This window comes from Mycobacterium sp. 852014-50255_SCH5639931 (assembly GCF_001665605.1).
Lineage (GTDB): Bacteria > Actinomycetota > Actinomycetes > Mycobacteriales > Mycobacteriaceae > Mycobacterium > Mycobacterium paraffinicum.
Genome location: NZ_LZSV01000016.1, coordinates 193,266 through 216,128 on the forward strand (window position 1 = coordinate 193,266; position 22,863 = coordinate 216,128).

20 protein-coding genes and 1 tRNA gene are annotated in these 22,863 nt (G+C 68.2%); 7 read left to right on the plus strand and 14 right to left on the minus strand.

The window, feature by feature from the left end:
* Window positions 1-2: 2 nt before the first annotated feature.
* The 3 genes from A5758_RS08720 to A5758_RS08730 all read right to left on the minus strand — a co-directional run bounded on the left by A5758_RS08720 (window position 3) and on the right by A5758_RS08730 (window position 5,482).
* Window positions 3-1,079: a phosphotransferase family protein gene (locus A5758_RS08720; protein WP_067739422.1), complete on the minus strand. Its 1,077-nt coding sequence runs from the start codon at window positions 1,077-1,079 to the stop codon at window positions 3-5.
* Between the two features lie 87 nt (window positions 1,080-1,166).
* The gene (locus tag A5758_RS08725) at window positions 1,167-2,906 is read right to left on the minus strand and encodes an ABC transporter ATP-binding protein (protein ID WP_067738997.1); all 1,740 of its coding nucleotides are present in this window, start codon (window positions 2,904-2,906) and stop codon (window positions 1,167-1,169) included.
* Window positions 2,903-5,482: an ABC transporter ATP-binding protein/permease gene (locus A5758_RS08730; protein ID WP_067739001.1), complete on the minus strand. Its 2,580-nt coding sequence runs from the start codon at window positions 5,480-5,482 to the stop codon at window positions 2,903-2,905. The genes A5758_RS08725 and A5758_RS08730 overlap by 4 nt, the downstream gene beginning before the upstream one ends.
* Window positions 5,483-5,634: 152 nt before the next feature.
* Here A5758_RS08730 and A5758_RS08735 point away from each other — a divergent pair, with 152 nt between their 5' ends.
* Window positions 5,635-6,060: a thiol-disulfide oxidoreductase DCC family protein gene (locus A5758_RS08735; RefSeq protein ID WP_067739004.1), complete on the plus strand. Its 426-nt coding sequence runs from the start codon at window positions 5,635-5,637 to the stop codon at window positions 6,058-6,060.
* Here A5758_RS08735 and A5758_RS08740 read toward each other — a convergent pair.
* The gene (locus tag A5758_RS08740) at window positions 6,057-6,365 is read right to left on the minus strand and encodes a hypothetical protein (protein ID WP_067203925.1); all 309 of its coding nucleotides are present in this window, start codon (window positions 6,363-6,365) and stop codon (window positions 6,057-6,059) included. The two genes, A5758_RS08735 and A5758_RS08740, sit on opposite strands and share 4 nt — an antisense overlap.
* Window positions 6,366-6,439: 74 nt before the next feature.
* A tRNA-Leu gene (locus A5758_RS08745) sits at window positions 6,440-6,522 on the minus strand.
* A gap of 95 nt (window positions 6,523-6,617) precedes the next feature.
* Between A5758_RS08745 and A5758_RS08750 the strand changes: the two genes are divergently transcribed.
* The gene (locus tag A5758_RS08750) at window positions 6,618-6,998 is read left to right on the plus strand and encodes a hypothetical protein (RefSeq protein ID WP_067203924.1); all 381 of its coding nucleotides are present in this window, start codon (window positions 6,618-6,620) and stop codon (window positions 6,996-6,998) included.
* Window positions 6,995-7,336: a DUF3817 domain-containing protein gene (locus A5758_RS08755; RefSeq protein WP_067203923.1), complete on the plus strand. Its 342-nt coding sequence runs from the start codon at window positions 6,995-6,997 to the stop codon at window positions 7,334-7,336. The genes A5758_RS08750 and A5758_RS08755 overlap by 4 nt, the downstream gene beginning before the upstream one ends.
* Window positions 7,337-7,351: 15 nt before the next feature.
* Here A5758_RS08755 and rdgB read toward each other — a convergent pair whose 3' ends face one another.
* A complete protein-coding gene (gene rdgB, locus A5758_RS08760; protein WP_231987253.1) occupies window positions 7,352-7,954 on the minus strand; it encodes an RdgB/HAM1 family non-canonical purine NTP pyrophosphatase in 603 nt (200 codons plus the stop codon).
* 163 nt (window positions 7,955-8,117) lie between these two features.
* Here rdgB and A5758_RS08765 point away from each other — a divergent pair, with 163 nt between their 5' ends.
* A complete protein-coding gene (locus A5758_RS08765) occupies window positions 8,118-8,561 on the plus strand; it encodes a nitroreductase family deazaflavin-dependent oxidoreductase (RefSeq protein WP_067203922.1) in 444 nt (147 codons plus the stop codon).
* 679 nt (window positions 8,562-9,240) lie between these two features.
* On the opposite strand, the gene rph is transcribed toward A5758_RS08765, so the two are convergent.
* The 7 genes from rph to clpS all read right to left on the minus strand — a co-directional run bounded on the left by rph (window position 9,241) and on the right by clpS (window position 14,396).
* Entirely contained in the window at window positions 9,241-10,020 is a 780-nt protein-coding gene (rph, locus tag A5758_RS08770) for a ribonuclease PH (protein WP_067203921.1), read from the minus strand.
* Window positions 10,021-10,045: 25 nt separating this feature from the next.
* Window positions 10,046-10,828, minus strand: a complete 783-nt coding sequence (locus tag A5758_RS08775; RefSeq protein ID WP_067203920.1) for a cyclic nucleotide-degrading phosphodiesterase — start codon at window positions 10,826-10,828, stop codon at window positions 10,046-10,048.
* A 72-nt stretch (window positions 10,829-10,900) separates the two neighbouring features.
* Window positions 10,901-11,716 (minus strand): glutamate racemase, encoded by an 816-nt coding sequence (murI, locus tag A5758_RS08780; protein ID WP_067203919.1) that lies wholly within the window; start codon window positions 11,714-11,716, stop codon window positions 10,901-10,903.
* Window positions 11,713-12,387, minus strand: a complete 675-nt coding sequence (locus tag A5758_RS08785; RefSeq protein WP_067739006.1) for a rhomboid family intramembrane serine protease — start codon at window positions 12,385-12,387, stop codon at window positions 11,713-11,715. Before A5758_RS08785 ends, murI begins: the two co-directional genes overlap by 4 nt.
* Before the next feature lie 36 nt (window positions 12,388-12,423).
* Window positions 12,424-13,467, minus strand: coding sequence for a P1 family peptidase (locus A5758_RS08790; RefSeq protein ID WP_067739424.1), 1,044 nt, complete (start codon window positions 13,465-13,467; stop codon window positions 12,424-12,426).
* Window positions 13,468-13,484: 17 nt separating this feature from the next.
* Window positions 13,485-14,066: a DUF2017 domain-containing protein gene (locus A5758_RS08795; RefSeq protein WP_067739010.1), complete on the minus strand. Its 582-nt coding sequence runs from the start codon at window positions 14,064-14,066 to the stop codon at window positions 13,485-13,487.
* 24 nt (window positions 14,067-14,090) lie between these two features.
* Window positions 14,091-14,396, minus strand: a complete 306-nt coding sequence (clpS, locus tag A5758_RS08800; RefSeq protein WP_067204013.1) for an ATP-dependent Clp protease adapter ClpS — start codon at window positions 14,394-14,396, stop codon at window positions 14,091-14,093.
* Window positions 14,397-14,463: 67 nt separating this feature from the next.
* Here clpS and A5758_RS08805 point away from each other — a divergent pair, with 67 nt between their 5' ends.
* Together A5758_RS08805 and A5758_RS08810 are read left to right on the plus strand one after the other, a co-directional pair.
* Complete coding sequence (locus A5758_RS08805; RefSeq protein ID WP_067739013.1) at window positions 14,464-15,777, plus strand: nicotinate phosphoribosyltransferase; 1,314 nt, start codon at window positions 14,464-14,466, stop codon at window positions 15,775-15,777.
* Between the two features lie 19 nt (window positions 15,778-15,796).
* Window positions 15,797-17,803, plus strand: a complete 2,007-nt coding sequence (locus A5758_RS08810) for an ATP-dependent DNA helicase (RefSeq protein WP_067739016.1) — start codon at window positions 15,797-15,799, stop codon at window positions 17,801-17,803.
* Window positions 17,804-17,805: 2 nt separating this feature from the next.
* On the opposite strand, the gene glgP is transcribed toward A5758_RS08810, so the two are convergent.
* Entirely contained in the window at window positions 17,806-20,445 is a 2,640-nt protein-coding gene (gene glgP / locus A5758_RS08815; RefSeq protein WP_067739019.1) for an alpha-glucan family phosphorylase, read from the minus strand.
* Window positions 20,446-20,747: 302 nt separating this feature from the next.
* Between glgP and A5758_RS08820 the strand changes: the two genes are divergently transcribed.
* Complete coding sequence (locus tag A5758_RS08820) at window positions 20,748-22,862, plus strand: alpha-1,4-glucan--maltose-1-phosphate maltosyltransferase (RefSeq protein ID WP_067739022.1); 2,115 nt, start codon at window positions 20,748-20,750, stop codon at window positions 22,860-22,862.
* Window position 22,863 lies beyond the last annotated feature (1 nt).

The window sequence follows — 22,863 nt, forward strand, 5'->3', positions numbered from 1 at the left end:
CATCAGCCGATTAGTTCCAGCGTCCCGAGCTCACGGATCGCCTGGCAGCCGCGGGCGAGCATGGCCAACACCATGTCGTCGCCACGTTCGGTGGCGGCCGCGAACGCGAATCCGAGCGCCGAGATCAGCGGCGCCTGCAGCACACCGAGCCGGTAATCGCGCCAGCAGGTTTCGCGGTCATAGCCGGTGACCCCGCGCTCCAACAAGGCGCGGTGATAGTCGGCGACGAGCCGTTCTTCGATGCTCGCGCGCAGGTGCGAATTGAGGCTCGTCGCGGTGAAGTAGGCGAGATCCCTGGCCGGCAAACCGACGCCGAGCGTCTGCCAGTCGACCACGCTGACCCGGGTCCGGTCCGGATCGAAGAGCAGGTTATCCAGGCGATAGTCGCCGTGCAGCAGCGCGAACCGGTCATACTCGGAGAGCAGCCACGGCGTAACCAAACCCATTGCCGCACTGAAGGTCTCGCGGTCCGCGGCGCTCATCCGGTCGCCAAGCTTGTCCAGCGTGATATCGGCGCTCATCTTCGCCACTTCGCCCATGCCGCCGGCGCCGGCCTCGTCCGGCCTGGCGAACGCGATGCCCGGGAAGTCGAGCCAGACGGGATCACACCAGCTGGGCGCGTGCAGCCCGGCCAGAGCGGTAACCGCGAGGCGCGCTTCGGTCTCCCCGCACCCGGCCAGCTGATCGCCCTGCACCGCCGGCGCCTGGTCGGCGAGGAGCAACGCAAAATCCATTGCATCCTCGGTGATCTCGGAGTAGAAACACTGCGGCGTCGGCACCTGCACCCGGTCCGCCACCGATGAGTAGAACGCGCATTCGCTGCGATATCCGATGACGACCCGGTCGCGCACGCTGTCGTCCAGGGCCGGCAGTTTGATGACGAAGGTCTGCGGCAGGTCACCGGGGTCCGTCGCGTACCGGGCGCACACCCGGTAGGTGGCACCGGTCTGCCCGGTGCCGATCGCGACCACGTCGACGTCGGCGACCTCGACAGGGGCGCCACGCCCGCTGAGCGCGGCCGACAGCCATTGCGGGGTCACGTCGCCGGGATACCGCGGAATCGACACCACAGCACTCATGAACAGCACGCCTCCTGTACCCGGACAGCCCCGTCCGACTGACAAACTGTAAGGCATACCGCAAGTGCTGCGGTCAACTACGGTGACCTAGTCGGCGAGAATCCGCCAGTCGGCGGCCGCATGCTGCTGGCGCCAGAACTCGTCGAAACGCCCACCCGCCGCGACCAATTCGTCGACCGTTCCATCCTCGACCACTCGGCCGTCGTCCAGGAACAGCACGCGGTCGGCGTGGCTGATGCTGGCCAACCGGTGCGCGACGATCACCTGGGTGCGTGAGCGCGGGTCGAGGGTGAGCGCGCCGACCACCGCGGCCTCGTTCTCGGTGTCCAGGGCGCTGGTCGCCTCGTCGACCAGCAGGATCGGCGCCGGCTTGAGCAGTGCCCGCGCGATGCTGACCCGTTGGCGTTCACCACCGGACAGCGCGGAACCGGCCTCGCCGACGACCGTGTCGGCGCCATCGGGCAGCCGACCGATGAGTTCGTCTACGCACGCGAGGGCGACGGCCCGTTTGAACTGGTCATCGCCGGCGCCGGGATCCCCGGCGAACACGTTGTCGCGGATCGACCCGTGGAACAGGTAGGGATGTTGGAAAACCACGCTGCTCGCCGCCCGGCGGGCTTCGGCGTCCAGCGTCGCCGCGTCGACCCCGTTGATCAGGACCCGGCCGCGGGTGGGTTCGTGCAGCCCCGCGATCAGCGCCAGGATGGTGCTCTTGCCCGATCCGGACGGTCCGACGATCGCAGTGGTGCTCCCCGGCGCCAATGAGAAGCTCACCCCGTCGAGCACCGGCACCGTCGCCCCGTCATACCGGAAAGTGACGTCGTCGAACTCGATGCGCGGCGCCGCGGCGGCATCGGGCAACGTGGCCGCCCCGGCGTTCATCAGCGGCGCGGTGAGGACCGAGCGAATGCGATCGAGCGTGGCGCGGGTGCTTTCCAACGCCGGTGCCAGCTCGCTGATCGTGGTGAACGGCTCCAGATAGCGGACGATCACGACGATCAGGGCGATGGCTTCCGGGATCGTGACCGTTTTGTTTACCGTCAGCGCGGCTGTCGCCCCCGCCAGCAGGATCAGGGAAAGCTGGCTGGCAAGGCTGAACAGCAGCTGGCCCGGGATCTGCATGGACAGCAACCGCATGGTCGCGCCGTGCTGCGCGGCCAGCGCATCCCCGACCAGGCTGCGCGCGGGCTCGACCCGCCGCGCGGCCCGCAATGCCTGCTGGGTGCGGGCGAATTCGATGATCCGTTCGGTGAGGGCGCCATTGGCTTCGTCGGCCGCGGCGTCGGCTCGCCGCGTCAACCGCGCCGACGCCCACAGCGCCCCCAGCAGCAGGGGCACGCCGCCCAGCGCGGCCGCGCCGAGCTGCCATGAGATCGGGAGTAACGCCAGCCCGATGGCCGCGGGCAGCAGGACGGCGGAAATCAGCGGGGTCAGCAGGTTGACGACGAGGCCGACCAGTTCGGGTCCGGTGGCGGCAATCGCCTGCCGTGCGGTCGCGGTGTGCTCGGCGGTGAACCAGTCCAGCCGGACGCCGGGCAATCGGTCCGCTACGTCGTGCTGGCTGTGGTCGAGCACCGCAAAGCCGAGGCCGAAGCCGATGCGCGCGGTCGCGGTGTCGATCGACCATCCGATGACGGTGGCGGCGGAGAGCCAGCCCAGCCACGCCAGCGCGCGGTGCGGATCGTCGCTCAACAGGGCGCCCACCAGGGGCACCAGCAGGACGGTGGCCACCGCCCGCACCACCACGGAGAGCACCGCGAGCGCGGCGTAGGCGATCACCTTGGCGCGGCGATCCCCGGGCACCAGGCCCAACCACGTGCGGATCATCGCGCCCCCTGCTGAACCGTGTTGGCCGCGACCGGGTCTCGACGGCCACGCTCCCACAGCCGTCGATACCGACCGTCGGCGGCAAAAAGCTCCTCGTGGGTGCCGCGTTCGGCGATCCGGCCGTGGTCGAGCACGACGATCTGGTCGGCCCCGGTGATCGTGTGCAATCTATGGGCGATCACCAAAACGGTGCGATCCTGGGTCAACCGGTTAAGCGCCTGCTGCACAAGGTATTCCGATTCCGGATCGGCGAACGCGGTGGCCTCGTCCAGGATCAGCACCGGGGTATCCGCCAGGATCGCCCGGGCGATGGTCAGCCGCTGCCGTTCGCCGCCCGAAAGGCCGCCTCCCGCGCCCAGCACGGTGTCGTAGCCGTCGGGCAATCGCATGATCCGGTCGTGGATCTGGGCCTGACGCGCCGCCTCCTGGATCTGCGCCGCGGTGGCATCGGGGACGGCCAGCGCGACGTTCTCCGCGACGGTGCCGTGCACCAGCTGGGTCTCCTGCAGGACGAACCCGACCTTTGCGTAGAGTTCGTCGGCGGTCATCGCCCGGATGTCCTGTCCCCCAACACCTATCACGCCCTGGTCGACATCGTGAAAGCGGGCCAGCAAGGCGGCCAACGTCGACTTGCCAGACCCGGACGGGCCCACGAGGGCGGTGACCGTGCCGGGTCGCAGCGTCAGCGAGACGCCCTGGATCACCGGAACACCCGGGCGGTAGCCGAAACTGACGTCGTCGAAAACCACCGTCGCCGACGAATCTCCGGACCGGTCCTGCTCTCGCACGTCGAGCTCGGGCTCGTCAAGGGCGCTCTGCAGACGCCGGGCGGCAAGCATGCCGGCGCTGATACCGCCTACCCCGTAGGCGATCCCGAGCAGTCGCGCGCCGAAGGTGGTGCCCAGCAGCAGGAACGGCAAGAGGTTCACCGGATCCATCCGCCCGGTGACGGTGAGCAGGGTGCCCGTGAGCGCGATCAGCCACAGGAACGTCGATGGCCGGGTAACCAGGTCCATGAGCGTCTTCTTGCCGGCCAGCGGGCGCTGCCAGGAGACCAGGAAATCGACGTACTCGTCGAGGCGGCGGCGGAAGCTCGATGCGGCCGCGCCGCCGAAGACGCGGATCACCGGCTGGCCTTCCAGGTAGGCGCCGGCCTCGCCGCTCATCTTCTCGGCCCAACGCTGTGATTGCGGGATGCGCGGGCCCGACTGAATGGTGAGCGACGACGTCAACACCAGGTACACCAGGACGGGCACGAATAGCACGAGCGCTACGCGCCAGTCGACGACGAATAGGTAGACCAGCACCGCCACCGGCGCGACGATCGCCGCGACCGCATCGGGGATGGCGTGCGTGACCAGATAGTGCAGCGACAGCGTGTCGTCCTGCAGCAGCTGCTTGATCGAGCCCGATCCGCGCGCCGTAAACCAGCCCAGCGGTAACCGAGATAGCTTGCGCAACAACCGCGAACGCAGGTCGGCGGCGAACCGCGCGTCGACGACGTGCAGCCACAGCGTGAGGGCCGCACCCAGCACGGTTCCCGTTCCGAGCAGCGCGACGGCGGCGATCCCGACGTCCCAGAGTCGCGATGCGGGCGCCCCGGCTACCAGCAGCCGGGCCAGCTCGACCAACAGCACGAACGGCGCCAGCTGCACCACCGTGATGACGGCCTGCAACACGCCGGAGAGGATCAGCGCCGAGCGCAGCGGCGCGAGCAATCGGCCGGCGCCCTGGGCGCGCCAACTTCCGCGGGCCGCCGGGGCAGGTGTGTTGTCGGCCAGCGCCGTAATCTGTTCGGGCGCACCGTTGTTCACGAACTCCGGCTCGTCGCCGCGGCGGGTGCCCATCGCGCGTCCGGCACTCCAGTACGCCTGGGCATGTATTACGGACTTGGGAAAACCGAACTCGTCGCGCAGCCGAGTCCGCACATGTTTGAGCACCGTCGCCTCGGGCGTGGCCCAGGCGTACCAGTTGGACCAGTCGCGGTTATCAATCGCCGCGGCAAGGGATTTCTCGTCGCGCCGCGCGACCCAGTGCACATGCAGGCGAGGGTGCTGGGCGAGCGGGATCAGGACGTCGTTGTCGTCGTGCTGCTCGAGATACATCTCGATCGGGATGTCGTCGGGGATGACCCCGATGATCCCGTTCATCCCCGGGATCGATGCCGAGTCGCCGATCAGCAGATAGCCGGCCGGCTGTTCGTCGGGCACGTCGAATCGCGACGAGCCCATCAGCGCCATGACGGCGATCGTCGCGCCGGGCCGCACGGTGCGCGCCCACTTCGACGCCGGGCCGGCGGGCTCGTGCAGCACGATGTCGACGGCGAAGCGACCGCTGGGGACGTCGGCCTCGGAGATTGTGTAGGCGCGCTGGAACTCGGTGTTGGATCCGTCCGGGTCCGGAAACCAGAACCGTAGCCACGCGGCGGGCTCAGCGTCCACGTCTTCGAACAACGTCGGCGACGTCATGCGCACTCGCACGAAATGCGGCGCAATCTGGACGGTTTCGATCACCGTTGCGGCGTGGTCACGTGCGCCGAAGCTTCGCAACATCACACCGGAGAACCCGCGCGCCATCAGCGGTCCCTTCCTGCGGCGCTCAACTCCGCGACGACTTCACCGAACGGCCCGGCGGACCCTCTACTCGATAAGTTACCGCACAAACTAAGGGTTGCCTTACCAAAGGTCAATTCGCGGTCCGTGGGGCTGTTGGCCGGTAGCCTGGAGGCGTGCGCAGCGAAACGGTGCCGCCCGTATTGCTCTACGACGGAGTCTGCGGCGTCTGCAACGCGGCGGTGCGCACGATACTTCGGTTCGATCACCACGGCACCCTGCGCTTTGCGGCCCTGGACAGCGACTTCGCCCAAGCGGTCTTTGCCCGGCATCCATCCATCAAAGACGTGGACTCCGTGGTGTTCGTCGACGAGCCCGACCAGCCGGGAGAGCGCGTCGCCGTGCGATCCGCAGCCGCGTTGCGGGTGGTGGATTACCTTGGCGGGCCGTGGAAGCTGCTCGAGGTTGCCCGCATCATCCCCACTCCCCTGCGCGACTGGCTCTACGACAGGGTCGCCGACGTCCGCTACCGCATCTTCGGCAAGTACGACACGTGTCCGCTGCCGCCGCCGGAGGTTCGCGCGCGCTTCCTGGACGCCTAGTCGATAGCTAGGTCGGCCTCGGACTCCTTGCGCTTCAGCTCGGCGAGCTTGCGGTCTTCTGCGGCGAACTGGCGATGGTGAGCGGCGGAGTCGCGGTGTTCACGCACATGGGATACGCCTTGTTCGACCGCCCGGTCTTGCACCCGCGCAACTTGTTCGTGTTTGCGGGCCGATTCTTCGAAGCTGCGCGCGGCCGAGAGCCCGGCGTGCGCGGCTCGTTCGCGAGCCTCGGCGGCTCCCCGTTCGGCGAGTTCCGCATCTTTCGCGCTCAGAGCTTCCTCGCGTGGCTGATTTCCGGTGGCCATGGCGTCTCCTCATCCCCCGTGGAGTCACGTACCCAGCACAGAGGGTTTGACGCTCCGCGATCGCGAAATAACGGTGCGGGCGGAGGGACTCGAACCCTCACGCTCTTTCGAGCACCGGCACCTAAAGCCGGCGCGTATGCCATTTCGCCACGCCCGCAGCGTGCCGATCGTACCGCTCAGGTCGCGGACGTACCCGTCGGCGGCGCCTCGACGAATTCGTCGGACCCAAATCGTGAGCGGTACCTTCAAGGGGTGTCCACTACTCACCGTCGCAGGCCCGCGCTGATCGCCTTGGTGATCGTTGCGGCCTGCGGTTGCCTGGCGCTGGGCTGGTGGCAGTGGACCAGGTTCCAGTCGGTCTCGGGCACGTTCCAGAACCTTGGCTATGCGCTGCAGTGGCCGCTGTTCGCCTGGTTCTGTGTGTACGCGTACCGCAAATACGTGCGCTATGAAGAGATGCCGCCGGAGCCTCGGCAGGACGCCGCCCTCACCGAGATACCCGTCGGCTTGCTGCCCGAGCGCCCCAAGCCGACGCAACAGCCGTCCGATGACCCCGCGCTGGCGGAGTACAACGCCTACCTTGCCGAGCTTGCCAAACAAGACACCGAAAAACAGAACAGGACCACCGCATGACCACACCGGAGAGATCAGCGTCGGCATTCCCCGTCGAGAAGATCCGCACCGCGTTGCTCGGCTACCGGATCATGGCGTGGACGACGGGTCTCTGGCTGATCGCGCTGTGCTACGAGATCGTCTCGCATCTCGCGCTCCACCACGAGATCCGCTGGATCGAGGTGGTCCACGGCTGGGTTTACTTCATTTATGTCCTGACCGCGTTCAATCTGGCGGTCAAGGTGCGGTGGCCGATTCCCAAGACGATCGGTGTGCTCCTTGCCGGGACCATCCCGCTGGTCGGCATCATCGTCGAGCAGGTTCAGACCAGGGACGTGAAGGCCCGCTTCGGCCTGTAGGGCTCAAGTGCGCGGCTAGGCCAGCTTTCGAAGCGCCGGAACTAGCAACGCGAGAGCCCGCCCGCGATGGGAGACCGCGTCCTTCTCCTCGGGACTCAGCTCGGCCGCGGTGCGGTCGGACCCCTCTGGAATGAAGACCGGGTCATACCCGAAGCCGCCGTCTCCCCGCGGTTGCCGGGCGATGCAGCCGGGCCACTCGCCGCGGACGACGGCCTCGCCGGACGGCCCGGCCAGGGCGCAGGCCGACACGAACGCCGCGCCGCGCCGTTCGTCGGGCAGGTCACGCAATTGCGCCAACAGCAACGCGGTGTTGGCGGCGTCGTCGCCGTGATCGCCCGACCAGCGCGCCGACAGCACCCCGGGCATGCCGTTCAAAGCGACCACCGCCAGGCCCGAGTCATCGGCCACCGAAGCCAGGCCCGTTGCGGCGAACGCATCCCGCGCCTTGGCCAACGCATTGTCCTCAAACGTCGCGCCCGTCTCGGGCGCTTCGTCGAAGGGCGGCACGTCACGTAAAGAAACCAGCGTCAGCCGCGTCAAGCCAGCGGCGTCGAGCACCCGGCGCAATTCGGCGAGCTTCTTGGGGTTGCGGCTGGCGACCAGCAGGCGGGTCATCATCTATTCCTAAACACGCGTCTGGGCCGTTGCCGATACACCCCGGCCACCTTACGGACTGCGAGATATGGGTCGGCGACGCGAATCGCATCGCAGTGCCGGCACGGCATACAACGCAACAGGCTCCGCATGGAATACACAGGGCGACGAATTAGCTTCGTCCAGAGTGAGTCAGAAACCCGATAACGAGACGCTCAAGGCGCTCAATAACAACATCACCGACGAGTTTCGCGCCAACGCAGGCGAGGTCGGCGGACGATTCGAGGGCAACGAGCTGTTGCTACTCACTACGAAGGGCGCGAAGTCCGGCGAGCCGCGCGTCGCGCCGCTGGTGGTCTTCCGTATCGACGGCAAGCTGCTGATCGTCGCGGGTTACGGTGGCGCCGACGTCAACCCGGGGTGGGTGCACAACCTGCGGGCCAACCCGCGGGCGCGCGTTGAAGTCGCCACCGACTCGTTCGACGTCGTCGCGCACGAGCTGGACTCGTCCGAACGTCAGGCGATCATCCCCAAGATCAACGCGACCGTACCCGCGTTCGCGTTCGCGAACTACCAGTCAAAAACAACGCGCACCATCCCAATATTCGAGCTGCAGAAGGACGAATCATGACCGACCGGAAGTTGTCTCGTCTTGGCCGCGGCGTCGGCGGTGGTAAACCGCGGGACAGTTAGGCCAAGGTCAGGCTGGCGACCAGCAGCCGGATCATCAATTACTCCAAAACATCTCGTGGCGGCAAGGTGGGCTCAGCATGGGCTCGGGACGGTGGCGAACATGGCTAAGTACATCGCTATGCGATGCGTGGGTGGGCGTCGGGTCTCCGTCGTCCGGCCGTATCCGTGCTAGTGGGGTAGCCAGCACCGGAAAACCCCTGTACATGCCGGATGGAACGGCGGAAAATGTGAGGTCTATGAAGCGACTGACCGCGGGGTGCGCGGCGACGATGTTAGTGTTCGGCGCCTTCGGGCTGGCTGGTCTGGGACCGGCCGCCGGCACCGCTCAGGCCAACCCCCCGGGCTGCAGTCAGTATTCGGCATGTTGGTGCCCAGGGCAACGCCTGCCGGCCGGCGGCAATGTAGTAGGCGCTTGGGACATGAACGCCTGCCACGACTATCACTTTTCCGATGAGAATTACCCACCCGGGCCGCACATGCAGGCAGAAACGGGCCCGGCGCCACGTGACCCCAGTTGCCCTCCCTGGGCCACGATCTTCAGCGGCCCGGCGCAGTGCGGGGGCCTCTGAGTAGGCCTTGACGGGTTCGCCCCAAGGGGCTGGCGACCAGCAGGCGGGTCAGCTGCCGAATGCCTTCGGCCCCGGGCCCCCCTCGGGCAGCTCACCCGGATACGGCAGGGCTAGCGCCTCGCGCTGGGCGGCGAACAACTTGTCGCAGGCGGCCAGCGCCACGTCGAGTAATTTGTCCAGCGTCGAACGCGGGAACGTCGCGCCCTCGCCGGTGCCCTGCACCTCCACGAGTGTCCCGGTGTCGGTGGCGACGACGTTCATGTCAACCTCTGCCCGCGCGTCTTCCTCGTAGGGCAGGTCCACCCGGATCCTGCCGTCGACCACCCCGACGCTGATCGCCGCGATGGCACACGACAACGGTCGCGGATCGGACAGCTTGCCCGCCGCCGCCAGGTAGGTCACGGCGTCGGCAAGGGCCACGAAGGCGCCCGTGATGGCGGCGGTGCGGGTGCCCCCGTCGGCCTGCAGCACGTCGCAGTCGACGGCAATGGTGTTCTCCCCCAACGCCGCCAGGTCGATGCAGGCCCGCAGCGACCGGCCGATCAGTCGGCTGATCTCCTGGGTGCGCCCGGAGGGCCGTCCCTTCACGGATTCGCGATCGGAGCGCGTATGGGTTGCCGACGGCAACATCGCGTACTCGGCGGTCAGCCATCCCAGCCCCGACCCCTTGCGCCAGCGCGGCACCCCATCGGTGACGCTGGCGGTGCACATCACCTTGGTGTGGCCGAATTCGATGAGTACCGACCCCGCCGGGTGGTCGGTGAATCCGCGGGTGATGACTACGGGGCGAAGCTCGTCGTCAAGGCGGCCGTCTTCTCGTCTGGTCACGACGCCAACCCTAACGCGGGCTTGCTCAGACCCTTTCAGAGCGGCGGATATCGAAAGATTCGCCACACACCACCGCATGCACGGGGCCGTCGAACTCCGCCTTGGCCTCGCTGATCACGTCCTCGCGCGAGGTCCACGGCGGGATGTGGGTCAACAACAGCTCGCGGACGCCGGCCTGCGCCGCGGTCCGGCCGGCCTCGGTGCCCGACAAATGCAGGGCGGGCGGCCGGTCCGGCGAGTGCGTCCAGGAGGCTTCGCAGAGGAAGACGTCGGCGTCGCGCGCCAGCTCGACGAGCTGGTCACAGACGCCGGTGTCACCGCTGTAGACGAACGAGGCGCCGCTCGAATCGGTGATCCGCAGGCCGTACGACTCGGTCGGGTGAGCGACCACCCGCGGCGTCACCGTGAGCGAGCCGAGCGTGATCGGTTCGCCGTCGACCCAGTGCCGAACATCGAAAATGTCTGAGCAGTCGTCGATTTCACCGCCGTACGGTGACGACGCCGCCCCCAGCCGGGACCAGGTGTCGCCGGGGCCGTACAACAACGCCTTGCCGTCGGGCCGCGACGGGTGGTAGCGCCGCCACACGAACAGGCCGGGCAAATCGAGGCAGTGGTCGGCGTGCAGATGGGATAGGAGCACGTGCACGGAGGCGGGATCGGCAAAGCGCTGGAGCGCACCCAGCACGCCGCCGCCGAAGTCGATGACCAACGGCGGTGTGTCCGGTGCCCGGAGCAGATATCCCGACGCGGGCGAATCCGGCCCTACCACGCTGCCCGAGCAGCCGAGCACGGTTATTCGCACGGACACTACTGTGCCATGCCCGATAGGACCGTGACGAAAACATCGCCGCATTGGTGTGATGAGAATCTCGTCGGCACGCTAGTCGATCCGCACGTGGTGAACGGGCTGCACGCCGGTGACCGCGGGACCCAGGAATCGCGCGGCCAACGTGGTGAATGCCTCGGGGTCGCCGGTGGCTTCGAACACCCGGGTCGCGGGAGGCGAGTCATGCGGACGCAGCAGGTCGCGTTCGGTGAGCACGCGGAGTAGCTCCTTGCCCGTTTCCTCGGCGCTCGACACCAGCGTCACCTGCTCGCCCATCGCCAGCTGGATCAGCCCGGACAACAGTGGGTAATGCGTGCACCCGAGAACCAGGGTGTCGACCTGGGCGCGTTGCAGCGGCTCGAGGTAGCCCTCGGCCAGCCCGAGCACCTGACGGCCACTGGTCACGCCGCGCTCCACGAAGTCGACGAAGCGCGGGCAGGCCACGGCGGTGATCTCGGTGTCGCGCGCGGCGGCGAACGCGTCCTGGTAGGCGTGCGAGTTGATGGTCGCCTGGGTGCCGATGACACCGATGCGCCCATTGCGCGTCGTGGCGACGGCACGACGCACCGCCGGCAGGATCACCTCGACGACCGGTACGTCATACCGCTCGCGGGCGTCCCGCAGGCAAGCCGCGGACGCGGTGTTGCACGCGATCACCAACGCCTTCACCCCGCGCCCGACAAGGTCGTCCCCAATGGCCAATGCGTGCGCGCGGACCTCGGGAATGGTCAGCGGACCGTATGGCCCGTGGCCCGTGTCGCCCACATAGACGATGTCCTCGTCGGGCAATTGGTCGATGATGGCCCGCGCGACGGTCAGTCCCCCGACGCCGGAGTCGAAGATCCCGACGGGCGCCAACGGCGAGGTCATGTCTTGGGGCGCGGCGTGGCGGCGCCGGCTTTTCTCTTCGCGCGGACTTTGCGTTCCGGCGCGGACAACCAATACGCGGCGACGACGCCGGCGATCGCACCGCACAGGTGACCCTGCCACGACACGCCACCGCATCTGCCGAGCACCGGCATGGCACCCAGCAGCACTCCGCCGTAGGCGAGCAACACCACCAGCCCGATCGCGATGTCCGCGAACCTGCGCACGAAGATCCCGAACACGAGCAGGAAGGCCAGCCAGCCGAAGATCAGGCCTGAGGCCCCGATGTGATCGGTCGGCCCGCAGGAGCTGCCCACGTCCCCGATGAGCCAAGTGCCGAAGCCGCCAAGGATCCACACGATCGCGGTGGCCCAGACGAACCGGCTCAGGCCGGCGAGCGTCATGAGGAATCCCAGCACCAACAGCGGGACCGTGTTGGCCATCAGATGCTGCCAACTGGCGTGCAATACCGGGGAAAAGACGATCCCCCACAACCCGTCGGCCTCGAGCGGTCTGATGCCGTTCTCGTCCAGGGAGTGCCGGGTCAGCTGGTCGATGAGCTCAATCAGGTAGAGCAGCGCGACGAAGGTGAGGATCGTGGCCGCGCCGACCACCCACGCGGGACGCTTTGCAGACGTCGCCGGTGTGCCGGAGCGCCCCGTGGTCTTACCCATAGCTGCAGGTTACCGGCGCGGACGGCGGGGAAGTTCTCATCGGGCAAACGCCCCGGGCAACACGTCGCGGTAGGCCGGTATGCCGGCCACCGAATCCGCGGCGAACACGCCCACCAGCACCGCGCGCGCCAGGCAGTCGGCCGCGGCGGCACCGACCTCCGCGGCCAGCCGCATCTCCGGCGAAAACGAGGCGGGCGCGTCGGGCGGGGGCGGCACCTCTACCGCCCCGGTGGCCAGGGCGAACACGGTGTCGCCGTCGTACGGGGTGTGCGCCGGCCGGACGGTACGGGCCAGGCCGTCCTGCGCGGCCACGGCGACGCGCCGGCACGCGGCCGGGCTCAGCGCCGCGTCGGTCGCCACCACCCCGATGACGGTGTTGAGCGGGTTGTCCAGCGCGCTCGACGCGGTCGGCAACTGCGCGAACGCGTCGATCTCCTCCGTTGGCGGTGGCCGCAGCGCGAACTCCTGAATGAGGTCCGCCATCCACGGCAGGCCGGTGGCCCGGTCGGCGACGTCGCCGGCCGAGTTCACCACGACCACCGCGCCAACGGTCACCCCGCACGGCAGCGTCGTGGAAGCCGTCCCGACACCGCCCTTGAACACCCCGGCACGCGCCCCGACGCCGGCACCGACGTTGCCGACGGCCGGCGCACCCTCGCCACTCGCGGCGGCTTCACAGGCCAGGTAGCCGAACTCCGCCGTCGGGCGGCGATCCCAGCCGCCGACCGGCAGATCGAAGATCACGGCGCCGGGCACGATGGGCACCACGCCGCCATCCATCGCCACCCCGCGTTCGCGTTCTTCCAGCCAGCCCATCACGCCGTCGGCGGCGGCCAGACCGTAGGCGCTGCCGCCGGCGAGCAACACGGCGTCGACGTAACGCACGGTGTTGGCCGGGTCCAGCAGGTCGGTCTCCCAGGTACCGGGCGCGCCGCCACGGCAGTCGACGGCCCCGACGGTCCCCGGCGGGGTTAGCACGACGGTGACGCCGCGGGCCCATCCGGCGCCCATGGAGGCGTCGGGGTCGAGGCGATGATGGTGACCGACGCGGATACCCCCGACGTCGGTGATGGCGTCCATCCGGCCGCCATCGGGGCTCATCGGGACCCCATGAGCACCAGGACGAGGTATTCCTGCAAGACGGTCAACCACTGGTACACGTCGAAATGCACCGCCAGCGGGTGGTCGGCGGGCAGCCGCTCCGGCCCCTCCGGCCCGACCTCGAGCATCACTCCCAGCGTCAACCGGATGTCGTTGACCGCCGCCACCCAGGCGTTCGCGTCCTCCTCGGTCAGGTCGAACCGGCCGCCTTCTGCGGGAACGGTGTCCAGCATCCGCTGCGCCGCAAGGCGTTTGGCGTCGATGATCTCGGGCTCATGCAGGCTGCGCAGCGCGGCGTTGAGGCTCTCGGCGGCGTCGGAAGCCGATGGGTCATCGTCGTCGGGATGGAAGAAGTCAGGCAGCAGCCGGCGCAGGGTCGGGTCCTTCGGCGGATCGCTGTTTCCGGTTTTTATGCCGGTGATCTGCTCGAGTTCGTCTGCGGGCGAGGACGATTCACGCTCATCGAGCAACCCGACCATGGCGGTTGCCAGGTTCTTCAGCAGGGCGGCCTCGTGCGACGCCAGGGCGGACCGAAAACGGGGACCGTCCGCGGTCTCGACGCGCTTCCACTTGCGCACTGGTAATCGCCGCAGCCTCGAGTATCAGCGGTCCTGCTGCAGCGTGGCCCACAACCCGGCCGCATGCAGCTTGGACACGTCGACTTCCATGGATTCCCGGCTGCCGGCCGACACCACCGCCCTGCCTTCGTTGTGCACCTGCAGCATCAGCTTGGTGGCGTGCGGCTCGCTGTAGCCGAACAACTTCTGGAACACATACGTCACGTAGGTCATCAGGTTGACCGGGTCATCCCACACGATCGTGACCCACGGACTCGCCGTGACGTCTGCCGGAGCGGACTCGCGTTGTCCTGTAGTGCCCGGCTTAGTGGGCGCTGACATAACAACCATGACCTCCACGATACCGAGCGACCGGCGAGGTTTCCGAGCCCCCGACCGCAGCCGATACCGTTATGGAATGAACGACCCGGTCGTAACTGGGCTGCTTACCGACAAGTACGAGTTGACGATGCTGGCGGCGGCGCTGCGAGACGGTACCGCCGGTCGGCCGACGACCTTCGAATTGTTCGCGCGCCGACTCCCCGAGGGGCGCCGCTACGGCGTGGTCTGTGGGACCGGCCGCCTGCTCGAAGCGTTGCCGCAGTTCGGCTTCGACGACGAGGCGTGTCAGCTGCTGGCGCAATTCCTCGATCCAGATGCGTTGCGCTACTTGCGCGATTTCCGGTTCCGCGGCGATATCGACGGCTACGCCGAAGGCGAGCTGTACTTCCCCGGCTCGCCCGTCTTGTCGGTGACCGGCACGTTCGCCGAATGTGTCGTGCTCGAGACGCTGGCGTTGTCGATCTTCAACCACGACACGGCGGTCGCGTCCGCAGCGGCGCGAATGGTGAGCGCGGCCAGGGACCGTCCGCTGATCGAGATGGGGTCACGACGCACCCACGAGCACGCCGCGGTCGCCGCGGCGCGTGCGGCCTATATCGCCGGCTTCGCCGCGTCCTCCAACCTCGAGGCCCAGCGCCGATACGGAATCCCCGCGCAGGGCACGTCGGCGCACGCGTTCACCATGCTGCACGCGAGCGGAGAGCCCGCCGAAGTGACGGAACTGGCCGCTTTCCGCGCGCAGGTCGACGCGCTGGGCGTCGACACCACGCTGCTGGTGGACACCTACGACGTGACGACCGGCGTGGCCAACGCCGTGGCCGCCGCCGGGGAGTCGCTCGGCGCGGTCCGCATCGACTCCGGGGAGTTGGGCGTGCTGGCCCGCCAGGTCCGCGAGCAGCTCGACGGTCTGGGAGCCACCGGAACCCGCATCGTGGTCTCCGGCGACCTCGACGAGTTCTCGATTGCCGCCCTGGGTGCCGAACCGGTGGACAGTTACGGCGTCGGCACGTCGCTCGTGACGGGTTCGGGCGCGCCGACGGCGAACATGGTCTACAAACTGGTCGAGGTCGACGGAATGCCGGTGCAAAAGCGCAGCAGCCACAAGGAATCCCGGGGCGGCCGCAAAGAGGCGCTGCGCCTGACGCGCACGTCCGGCACCGTCACCGAGGAGCTGGTGTACCCGGCGGGCCGGCGGCCCCCGGTCACCGAGCCGTCCCGGGTGTTGACCGTCCCACTGGTCCGCGGTGGCGACGTGGTGTCCAAACCGAATGTGGCCGCGGCGCGCGAGCTGGTAGCTTCCGGGCTGCGCAGTCTGCCGTGGGAAGGGCTGAACCTCTCCCACGGCGAACCCGCGATCCCGACGACGCTGATCCCCGCCGGCCGCCGGTAGCACCGCAGAGCAAAAGAGGCTGACCACGTCCGAAGTGTCCGTGCCCGAGTTGCTGGCCATCGCCGTGGCCGCGCTCGGCGGCAGTGAGCGCAGCGGCCAGCTCGAGATGGCCGGCGCCGTCGCGCGGGCGTTTTCCACCGGCGAGCATCTCGTCGTGCAGGCCGGTACCGGCACCGGAAAGTCGCTGGCATACCTGGTGCCCGCGATCGTCCGCGCCATCGATGACGACTCGCCAGTCGTCGTGTCCACGGCCACCATCGCGCTGCAGCGGCAGCTCGTCGATCGGGATCTGCCCAGGCTGATCGATTCGATCGCCGACGCCCTTCCCCGCCGCCCGCAGTTCGCGCTGCTCAAGGGCCGCCGAAACTATCTGTGCCTGAACAAGATTCACAACGGCGGCGCCGATGCCGAGGAAGACGCCGGTGACCGGCCGCAGGAGGAGCTCTTCGATCCCATGGCGGCCACCGCCCTTGGGCGTGACGTCCAACGGCTCACCACGTGGGCGACGACGACCGAGTCCGGTGACCGCGACGACCTGAAACCCGGTGTGCCGGATCGATCCTGGTCCCAGGTCAGCGTTTCGGCACGGGAATGCGTGGGCGTGGCGCGCTGCCCGTTCGGCTCCGAATGCTTCTCCGAACGGGCGCGCGGCCGGGCCGGCGGCGCCGACATCGTGGTCACCAACCATGCGCTGCTCGCCATCGACGCCGTCGCCGAGTCTGCGGTGCTGCCCGAACACGCGCTGCTGGTCGTCGACGAGGCCCACGAGTTGGTCGACCGGGTGACGTCGGTGGCCACCGCGGAGCTGACGCCGGCCGCCCTGGGCGTCGCGGCGCGACGGATCGCCCGGTTGGTGAACCCCGAACTGACCCAGCGATTGGAGGCGGCGACGGCCAACTTCGCCGCGGCGATCCATGACGGCACGCCGGGCCGCATCGACCGCCTCGACGAGGAGCTGGCGACGTACGTGACCGCCCTGCGCGACGCGGCGGGCGCGGCACGCTCGGCGATCGACACCACGAGCGACGCGAAAGCGGCCGCCGCACGCGCCGAAGCAATAGCGGCGCTGAGCGAGATTTCCGATACCGCCTCGCGGGTCCTGTCGTCGTTCACCCCTGCCATTCCGGATCGCACCGAGGTGGTGTGGCTGGATCACGAGGACAACAGGGGCGCGCTGCGCCCGGTGTTGCGGGTGGCGCCGCTGTCAGTCGCGGGCCTGCTGCGCGACCGGGTGTTCTCTCGTTCCACCACCGTGTTGACGTCGGCGACCCTGACCATAGGCGGGTCTTTCGACGCGATGGCCGCGGGGTGGGGTCTGACCGCCGCAAATACCGAAATGCCCTGGCGCGGTGTCGACGTCGGCTCGCCGTTCGAGCACGCCAAGGCCGGAATCCTCTATGTCGCCGCGCACCTACCGCCCCCTGGCCGGGACGGCACCGGGTCGGCCGAGCAGCTGACCGAGATCGCCGAGCTCATCACCGCGGCGGGCGGGCGGACGCTGGGATTGTTCTCATCGATGCGCGCCGCGCGGGCCGCCGCGGAAGCCATGCGCCAACGGCTCTCGACGCCGGTGCTGTGTCAGGGCGACGACAGCACCTCCGCGCTGGTGGAGCAGTTCAGCGCCGACGAGCAGACCTCGTTGTTCGGCACGCTGTCGCTCTGGCAGGGCGTCGACGTCCCGGGGCCGTCCCTGTCCCTGGTGCTCATCGATCGCATCCCGTTTCCGCGGCCGGACGATCCGCTGCTGGGCGCCCGCCAGCGAGCGGTGGCCGCGCGCGGCGGCAATGGCTTCATGGCGGTCGCCGCCAGCCACGCCGCGTTGCTGTTGGCGCAGGGTTCGGGTCGGCTGTTGCGCCGCATCACCGACCGCGGAGTGGTCGCGTTGCTGGACTCGCGGATGGTCACCGCCGGCTACGGCGGCTACCTGCGTGCCTCGCTGCCGCCGTTCTGGCAGACCACGAATCCGGCGCAGGTCCGCGCCGCGCTGGAGCGGCTGCGCACCGCGTCGGAGGGCCTTCCGGCGTGACGTCAGCGGGCCAGCGTGACCAGACCCAGCTCGGTGCCGGCGGCAAGCATCGGGTGGTGGGGCAGCACCCGAACGGTGTACCCGACCGCCCCGGCCAGCGGTAACAACAGCGTCGTCGAGAACACCTGGTTGCCGCCCTCGGCGGTCCCGGTATACGACATCTCGACGGTGACCGGATCCAGCAGCGCGTCGCTGGCGTCGACCCTGCCCACCACCCCTTGGACCGTGACCTCGTCGGGCGCCAGCCCGGCCAGCGCCACGGTGGCGGTCAGGGTGAGCTTGGAGCCGAGCACCGGCGTGTCGGGCAGCCCGGTGCTGTCCACATCGGTGATGGTGATCTTCGGCCAGGCCTCCTCGGCGCGCCGACGGTAGGCGGCCACCTCGCGGGCCGCCCCGAACTCGGCGCCGTCCGCACCGTCCTCGGCGGGCCCGACGGTCCTGCGCAGCGACTGCGCCGCGTGCGTGTAGTACTGCTCCACGTAGTCGCGCACCATGCGCGACGCCAGTACCTTCGGGCCGAGCGTCTGCAGCGTGTGTCGCACCATCTCGATCCACCGTGGCGGCACCCCGTGTTCGTCACGTTCGTAGAACTTGGGCGACACGGCCTGCTCCAGCAGGTCGTAGAGCGCGCTGGCCTCCAGGTCGTCGCGGCGAGCCTCGTCGGCCACGCCGTCGGCAGACGGTATCTCCCAACCGTTTTCGCCGTCGTACCACTCGTCCCACCAACCATCGCGGATAGACAGGTTCAGCCCACCGTTGAGCGCGCTCTTCATCCCGGAGGTGCCGCAGGCCTCCAGCGGCCGCAGGGGGTTGTTCAGCCAGACGTCGCAACCCCAGTACAAGTGCCGTGCCATGGACATGTCGTAGTCGGGCAAAAACGCGATGCGGTGGCGCACCTCCGGCCGGTCGGCGAAGCGCACCACCTGCTGAATCAACGCCTTCCCCCCGTCGTCGGCCGGGTGCGACTTCCCGGCGACGATCAGCTGAATCGGCCTGTCCTCATCGAGCAGCAGGCGTTCGAGCCGCTCCGGGTCGCGCAGCATCAGCGTCAGCCGCTTGTACGTGGGCACCCGCCGGGCGAAGCCGATGGTGAGCACATTCGGATCGAATGCCGTTGCTATCCAGCCCAATTCAGCGTCCGATGCGCCGCGTTCCAGCCAGGATTTGCGTAGCCGCCGCCGGACGTCCTCGACCAGCAGCGACCGCAATTGCGAGCGGATCCACCAGAGATGGCCCGCGTCAACCTGGTTCAGTCGAAGCCAGACGCCCGGATCGCCGAACGAATCCGAGCCGGCCAGCTCACGCCCCAACTGCAACCATTGCGGCGCCGCCCAGGTGCGCGCGTGAACTCCGTTGGTGATCGACCCGATCGGCACCTCGTCCGCGTCGAACCCGGACCACAGCTCGCTGAACATGGCCCGACTCACCTCACCGTGCAGCAACGAGACTCCGTTGGCCCGCTGTGCCAGCCGCAGACCCATGTGCGCCATGTTGAATTTCGTCGGATCGTCCTCGGCGCCAAGCGCGAGAATCCGGGCCGTCGGTACGCCCGGCAACAACGCGGGCGCACTCTTGGAACCGGCTTTCTTCTTACCGGGATCGTCCTCGACGTGGCCGTCGAAGTAGAGCCGCACCATGTCGATCGGGAACCGGTCGATACCGGCGGGGACCGGAGTGTGAGTGGTGAACACGGTGCTGGATCGCACGACGGCCAGCGCGGTGTCGAAGTCCAACCCCGCATCGGTCATCAACTCGCGGATGCGTTCCGCTCCGAGGAACCCCGCGTGTCCCTCGTTCATGTGGAACACCTCGGGCGCGGGCAGGCCCTCTATGGCAGTGAACGCGCGGATCGCCCGCACCCCCCCGATGCCGGCCAGCAGCTCCTGCCTCATCCGGTGTTCCTGGTCACCGCCGTACAGCCGGTCGGTGATGCCGCGCAGCTCATGCTCGTTCTCGGGGACATCGGAATCGAGCAGGAGCAGCGGTACCCGGCCCACCTGAGCAACCCAGATCCGCGCGTGCAGCTGGGCGGAGTCGGGAAGCGTCAGCTCGACCAGGACTGGATCGCCAGCGGCATCGGTGAGTAGCCGCAGCGGCAGCCCCTGCGGGTCCAGCGACGGGTAGGTCTCGTTCTGCCAGCCGTCCGCGGTCAGCGACTGGCGGAAATAGCCGGACCGGTAGTAGAGGCCCACCGCCACCAGGGGCACCCCCAGATCGGAGGCCGACTTCAGGTGGTCGCCGGCGAGGATTCCCAAGCCACCCGAGTAGTTGGGCAGCACCTCGGCGACTCCGAACTCCATCGAGAAGTAGGCGATGGCCGTCGGCGTCGCCACGCCTTCGGCTTGCTGCTGCTGGTACCACAGCGGACGGCTCAGGTATTCGTTCAGGTCGGCGGCCAACTGGTCGAGTCGGCCGAGGAACGTTTCGTCGAGCGCCAGCTCATCGAGTCGTGCCGGATTCACCGCGCCCAGCAACGCCACCGGATCAGAGCCGCACCGCTCCCACAGGCCGGCGTCGATGGTCGCGAACAAGTCCTGGGTCGGCTTGTCCCATGACCATCGCAAGTTGGTCGACAGCTGATCCAGCGCGGCCAGCCGTTCGGGAAGGTGAGCGCGGACGGTAAAGCGGCGGAGGGCTTTCACGCGTCCTTACCTTACTGAGGATTTCGCCCCACGCACGGCGGCGGTAGGGACGGCTTTTCCCGCCGAGGGTGTGACCGGACACTAGGCTGGGTATCGGTTAGTTATTGGGGCCGCAACGGTGCTTCCCCACAGAGGAAGTTTCCCCACGACAGGAAGTTTCGCCAGACGAGAGGCATTCCGCGACGGAGCACACCGCGGTTTGGCCGCACACAATCGGAACCAGTCGACGACGATGCACTGCCGGCCACGATGCGGTCCGCGAAGCGGGCCGAAGAGGAGCTGGCAAATCGGAACGGAGTGTTGTGCCTGGTCGTGTCGAGATCGATAACGTACAACCCGTCGTCTCCTGCGGCGCGTATCCCGCCAAGGCGGTGGTCGGTGAGACCATCCCGGTCAGCGCGGCGGTATGGCGGGAGGGCCACGAGGCTGTCGCGGCGACGCTAGTCGTGCGGTACCTCGGACCGCGTTATCCGCAGGTAAGCGAAACCCGCCGGATCAAAGCGGTCCAGGCCCCGGTGAAGGCCGCGGCGGAAGTCGACGGGGCGGTGGATCAGCAACGGATCAAGCCACTGCTGCTGCCGATGACGTTGGGCCTCGAGCCCTATGTCTTCCACGGGCAATTCACACCCGACCGGGTGGGCCTGTGGACCTTCAGGGTCGACGGCTGGGGCGACCCCATCCACTCCTGGAGGCATGGCCTGGTTGCCAAGCTCGAGGCCGGGCAGGGCGAGACGGAACTGTCCAACGACCTCTTGCTCGGGGCCGCGCTGTTCGAGCGCGCCGCCACGGGGGTGCCGCGCGCCCGGCGCGAACCACTGATGGCGGCCGCCACGGCGTTGCGAAGCCCGGGGGACCCGATCACCCGCACCTCGTTGGCCCTGGGGCCGGAAATCGACGAGATCCTGGCCGAGTATCCGTTGCGCGATCTGGTCACCCGCGGCGACCAGTACGGGGTCTGGGTGGACCGGCCGCTGGCCCGCTTCGGCTCCTGGTACGAGATGTTCCCCCGCTCGACCGGCGGGTGGGACGCCGAGGGCAAGCCCGTGCACGGCACGTTCGCCACGGCGGCCGCCGAGCTTCCGCGCATTGCGGCAATGGGATTCGACGTGGTGTACCTGCCGCCGATCCACCCGATCGGCAAGGTACACCGCAAGGGCCGCAACAACTCTCCGACCGCCGCTCCCGGAGATGTTGGTTCCCCGTGGGCAATCGGCAGCGACGAGGGCGGCCACGATGCCGTCCACCCGGACCTGGGCACCATCGAAGACTTCGACGCATTCGTCGCCGCGGCGCGCGAGCTGGGCATGGAGGTGTCGCTGGACCTGGCGTTGCAGTGCGCCCCGGACCATCCGTGGGCGCGCGATCACCGCGAGTGGTTCACCGAACTGCCCGACGGCACCATCGCCTACGCGGAGAACCCGCCCAAGAAATACCAAGACATCTATCCGCTCAACTTCGACAACGACCCGGCGGGCCTCTACGACGAGGTGCTGCGCATCGTCCGGCACTGGATGGACCACGGCGTCAAGTTCTTTCGGGTCGACAACCCGCACACCAAGCCGCCGAACTTCTGGGCATGGCTGATCGCCCAGGCGAAGAGCATCGACCCCGATGTGCTGTTCCTCTCGGAGGCCTTCACGCCCCCGGCCCGTCAGTACGGACTGGCCAAGCTCGGGTTCACGCAGTCCTACAGCTACTTCACCTGGCGCACGGCCAAGCAGGAACTCACCGAGTTCGGCGACGCCATCGCCGCCGCCGCGGACTTTCGGCGCCCGAACCTGTTCGTGAACACCCCCGACATCCTGCACGCCATCCTGCAGCACAACGGCCCTGGCATGTTCGCGATCCGGGCGGTTCTGGCGGCGACCATGGCCCCGGCCTGGGGCGTGTATTCGGGTTACGAGCTCTTCGAGCACCGCGCGGTGCGGGAAGGCAGCGAGGAGTACCTGAACTCCGAGAAGTACGAACTGCGGCCTCGTGATTTCGCGGGCGCCCTGGCCGAAGGGCGGTCGCTCGAACCGTTCATCACGCGGCTCAACTCCATACGCCGGCTACATCCAGCGCTGCAGCAGTTGCGTACCATCCATTTCCACTCCGTGGACAACGATGCGCTGCTTGCCTACAGCAAATTCGACCCGGCGACCGGAGACTGTGTGTTGGTGGTCGTGACGCTCAACGCGTACGGGGCCGAGGAAGCCACGCTGTTTTTGGATATGGCGGCTTTGGGTATGGAGCCCTATGAGCGTTTCTGGGTGCGCGACGAAATCACCGGCCAGGAATTCCAATGGGGGCAAGCAAACTATGTTCGCATCGACCCTGCGCGAGCGGTCGCGCATGTCATCAACATGCCACTCATCCCGCAGGAGTCCCGAATAACGCTGCTCCGCAGGCCACCAAAAGGACCGGAGGGATTGTGAG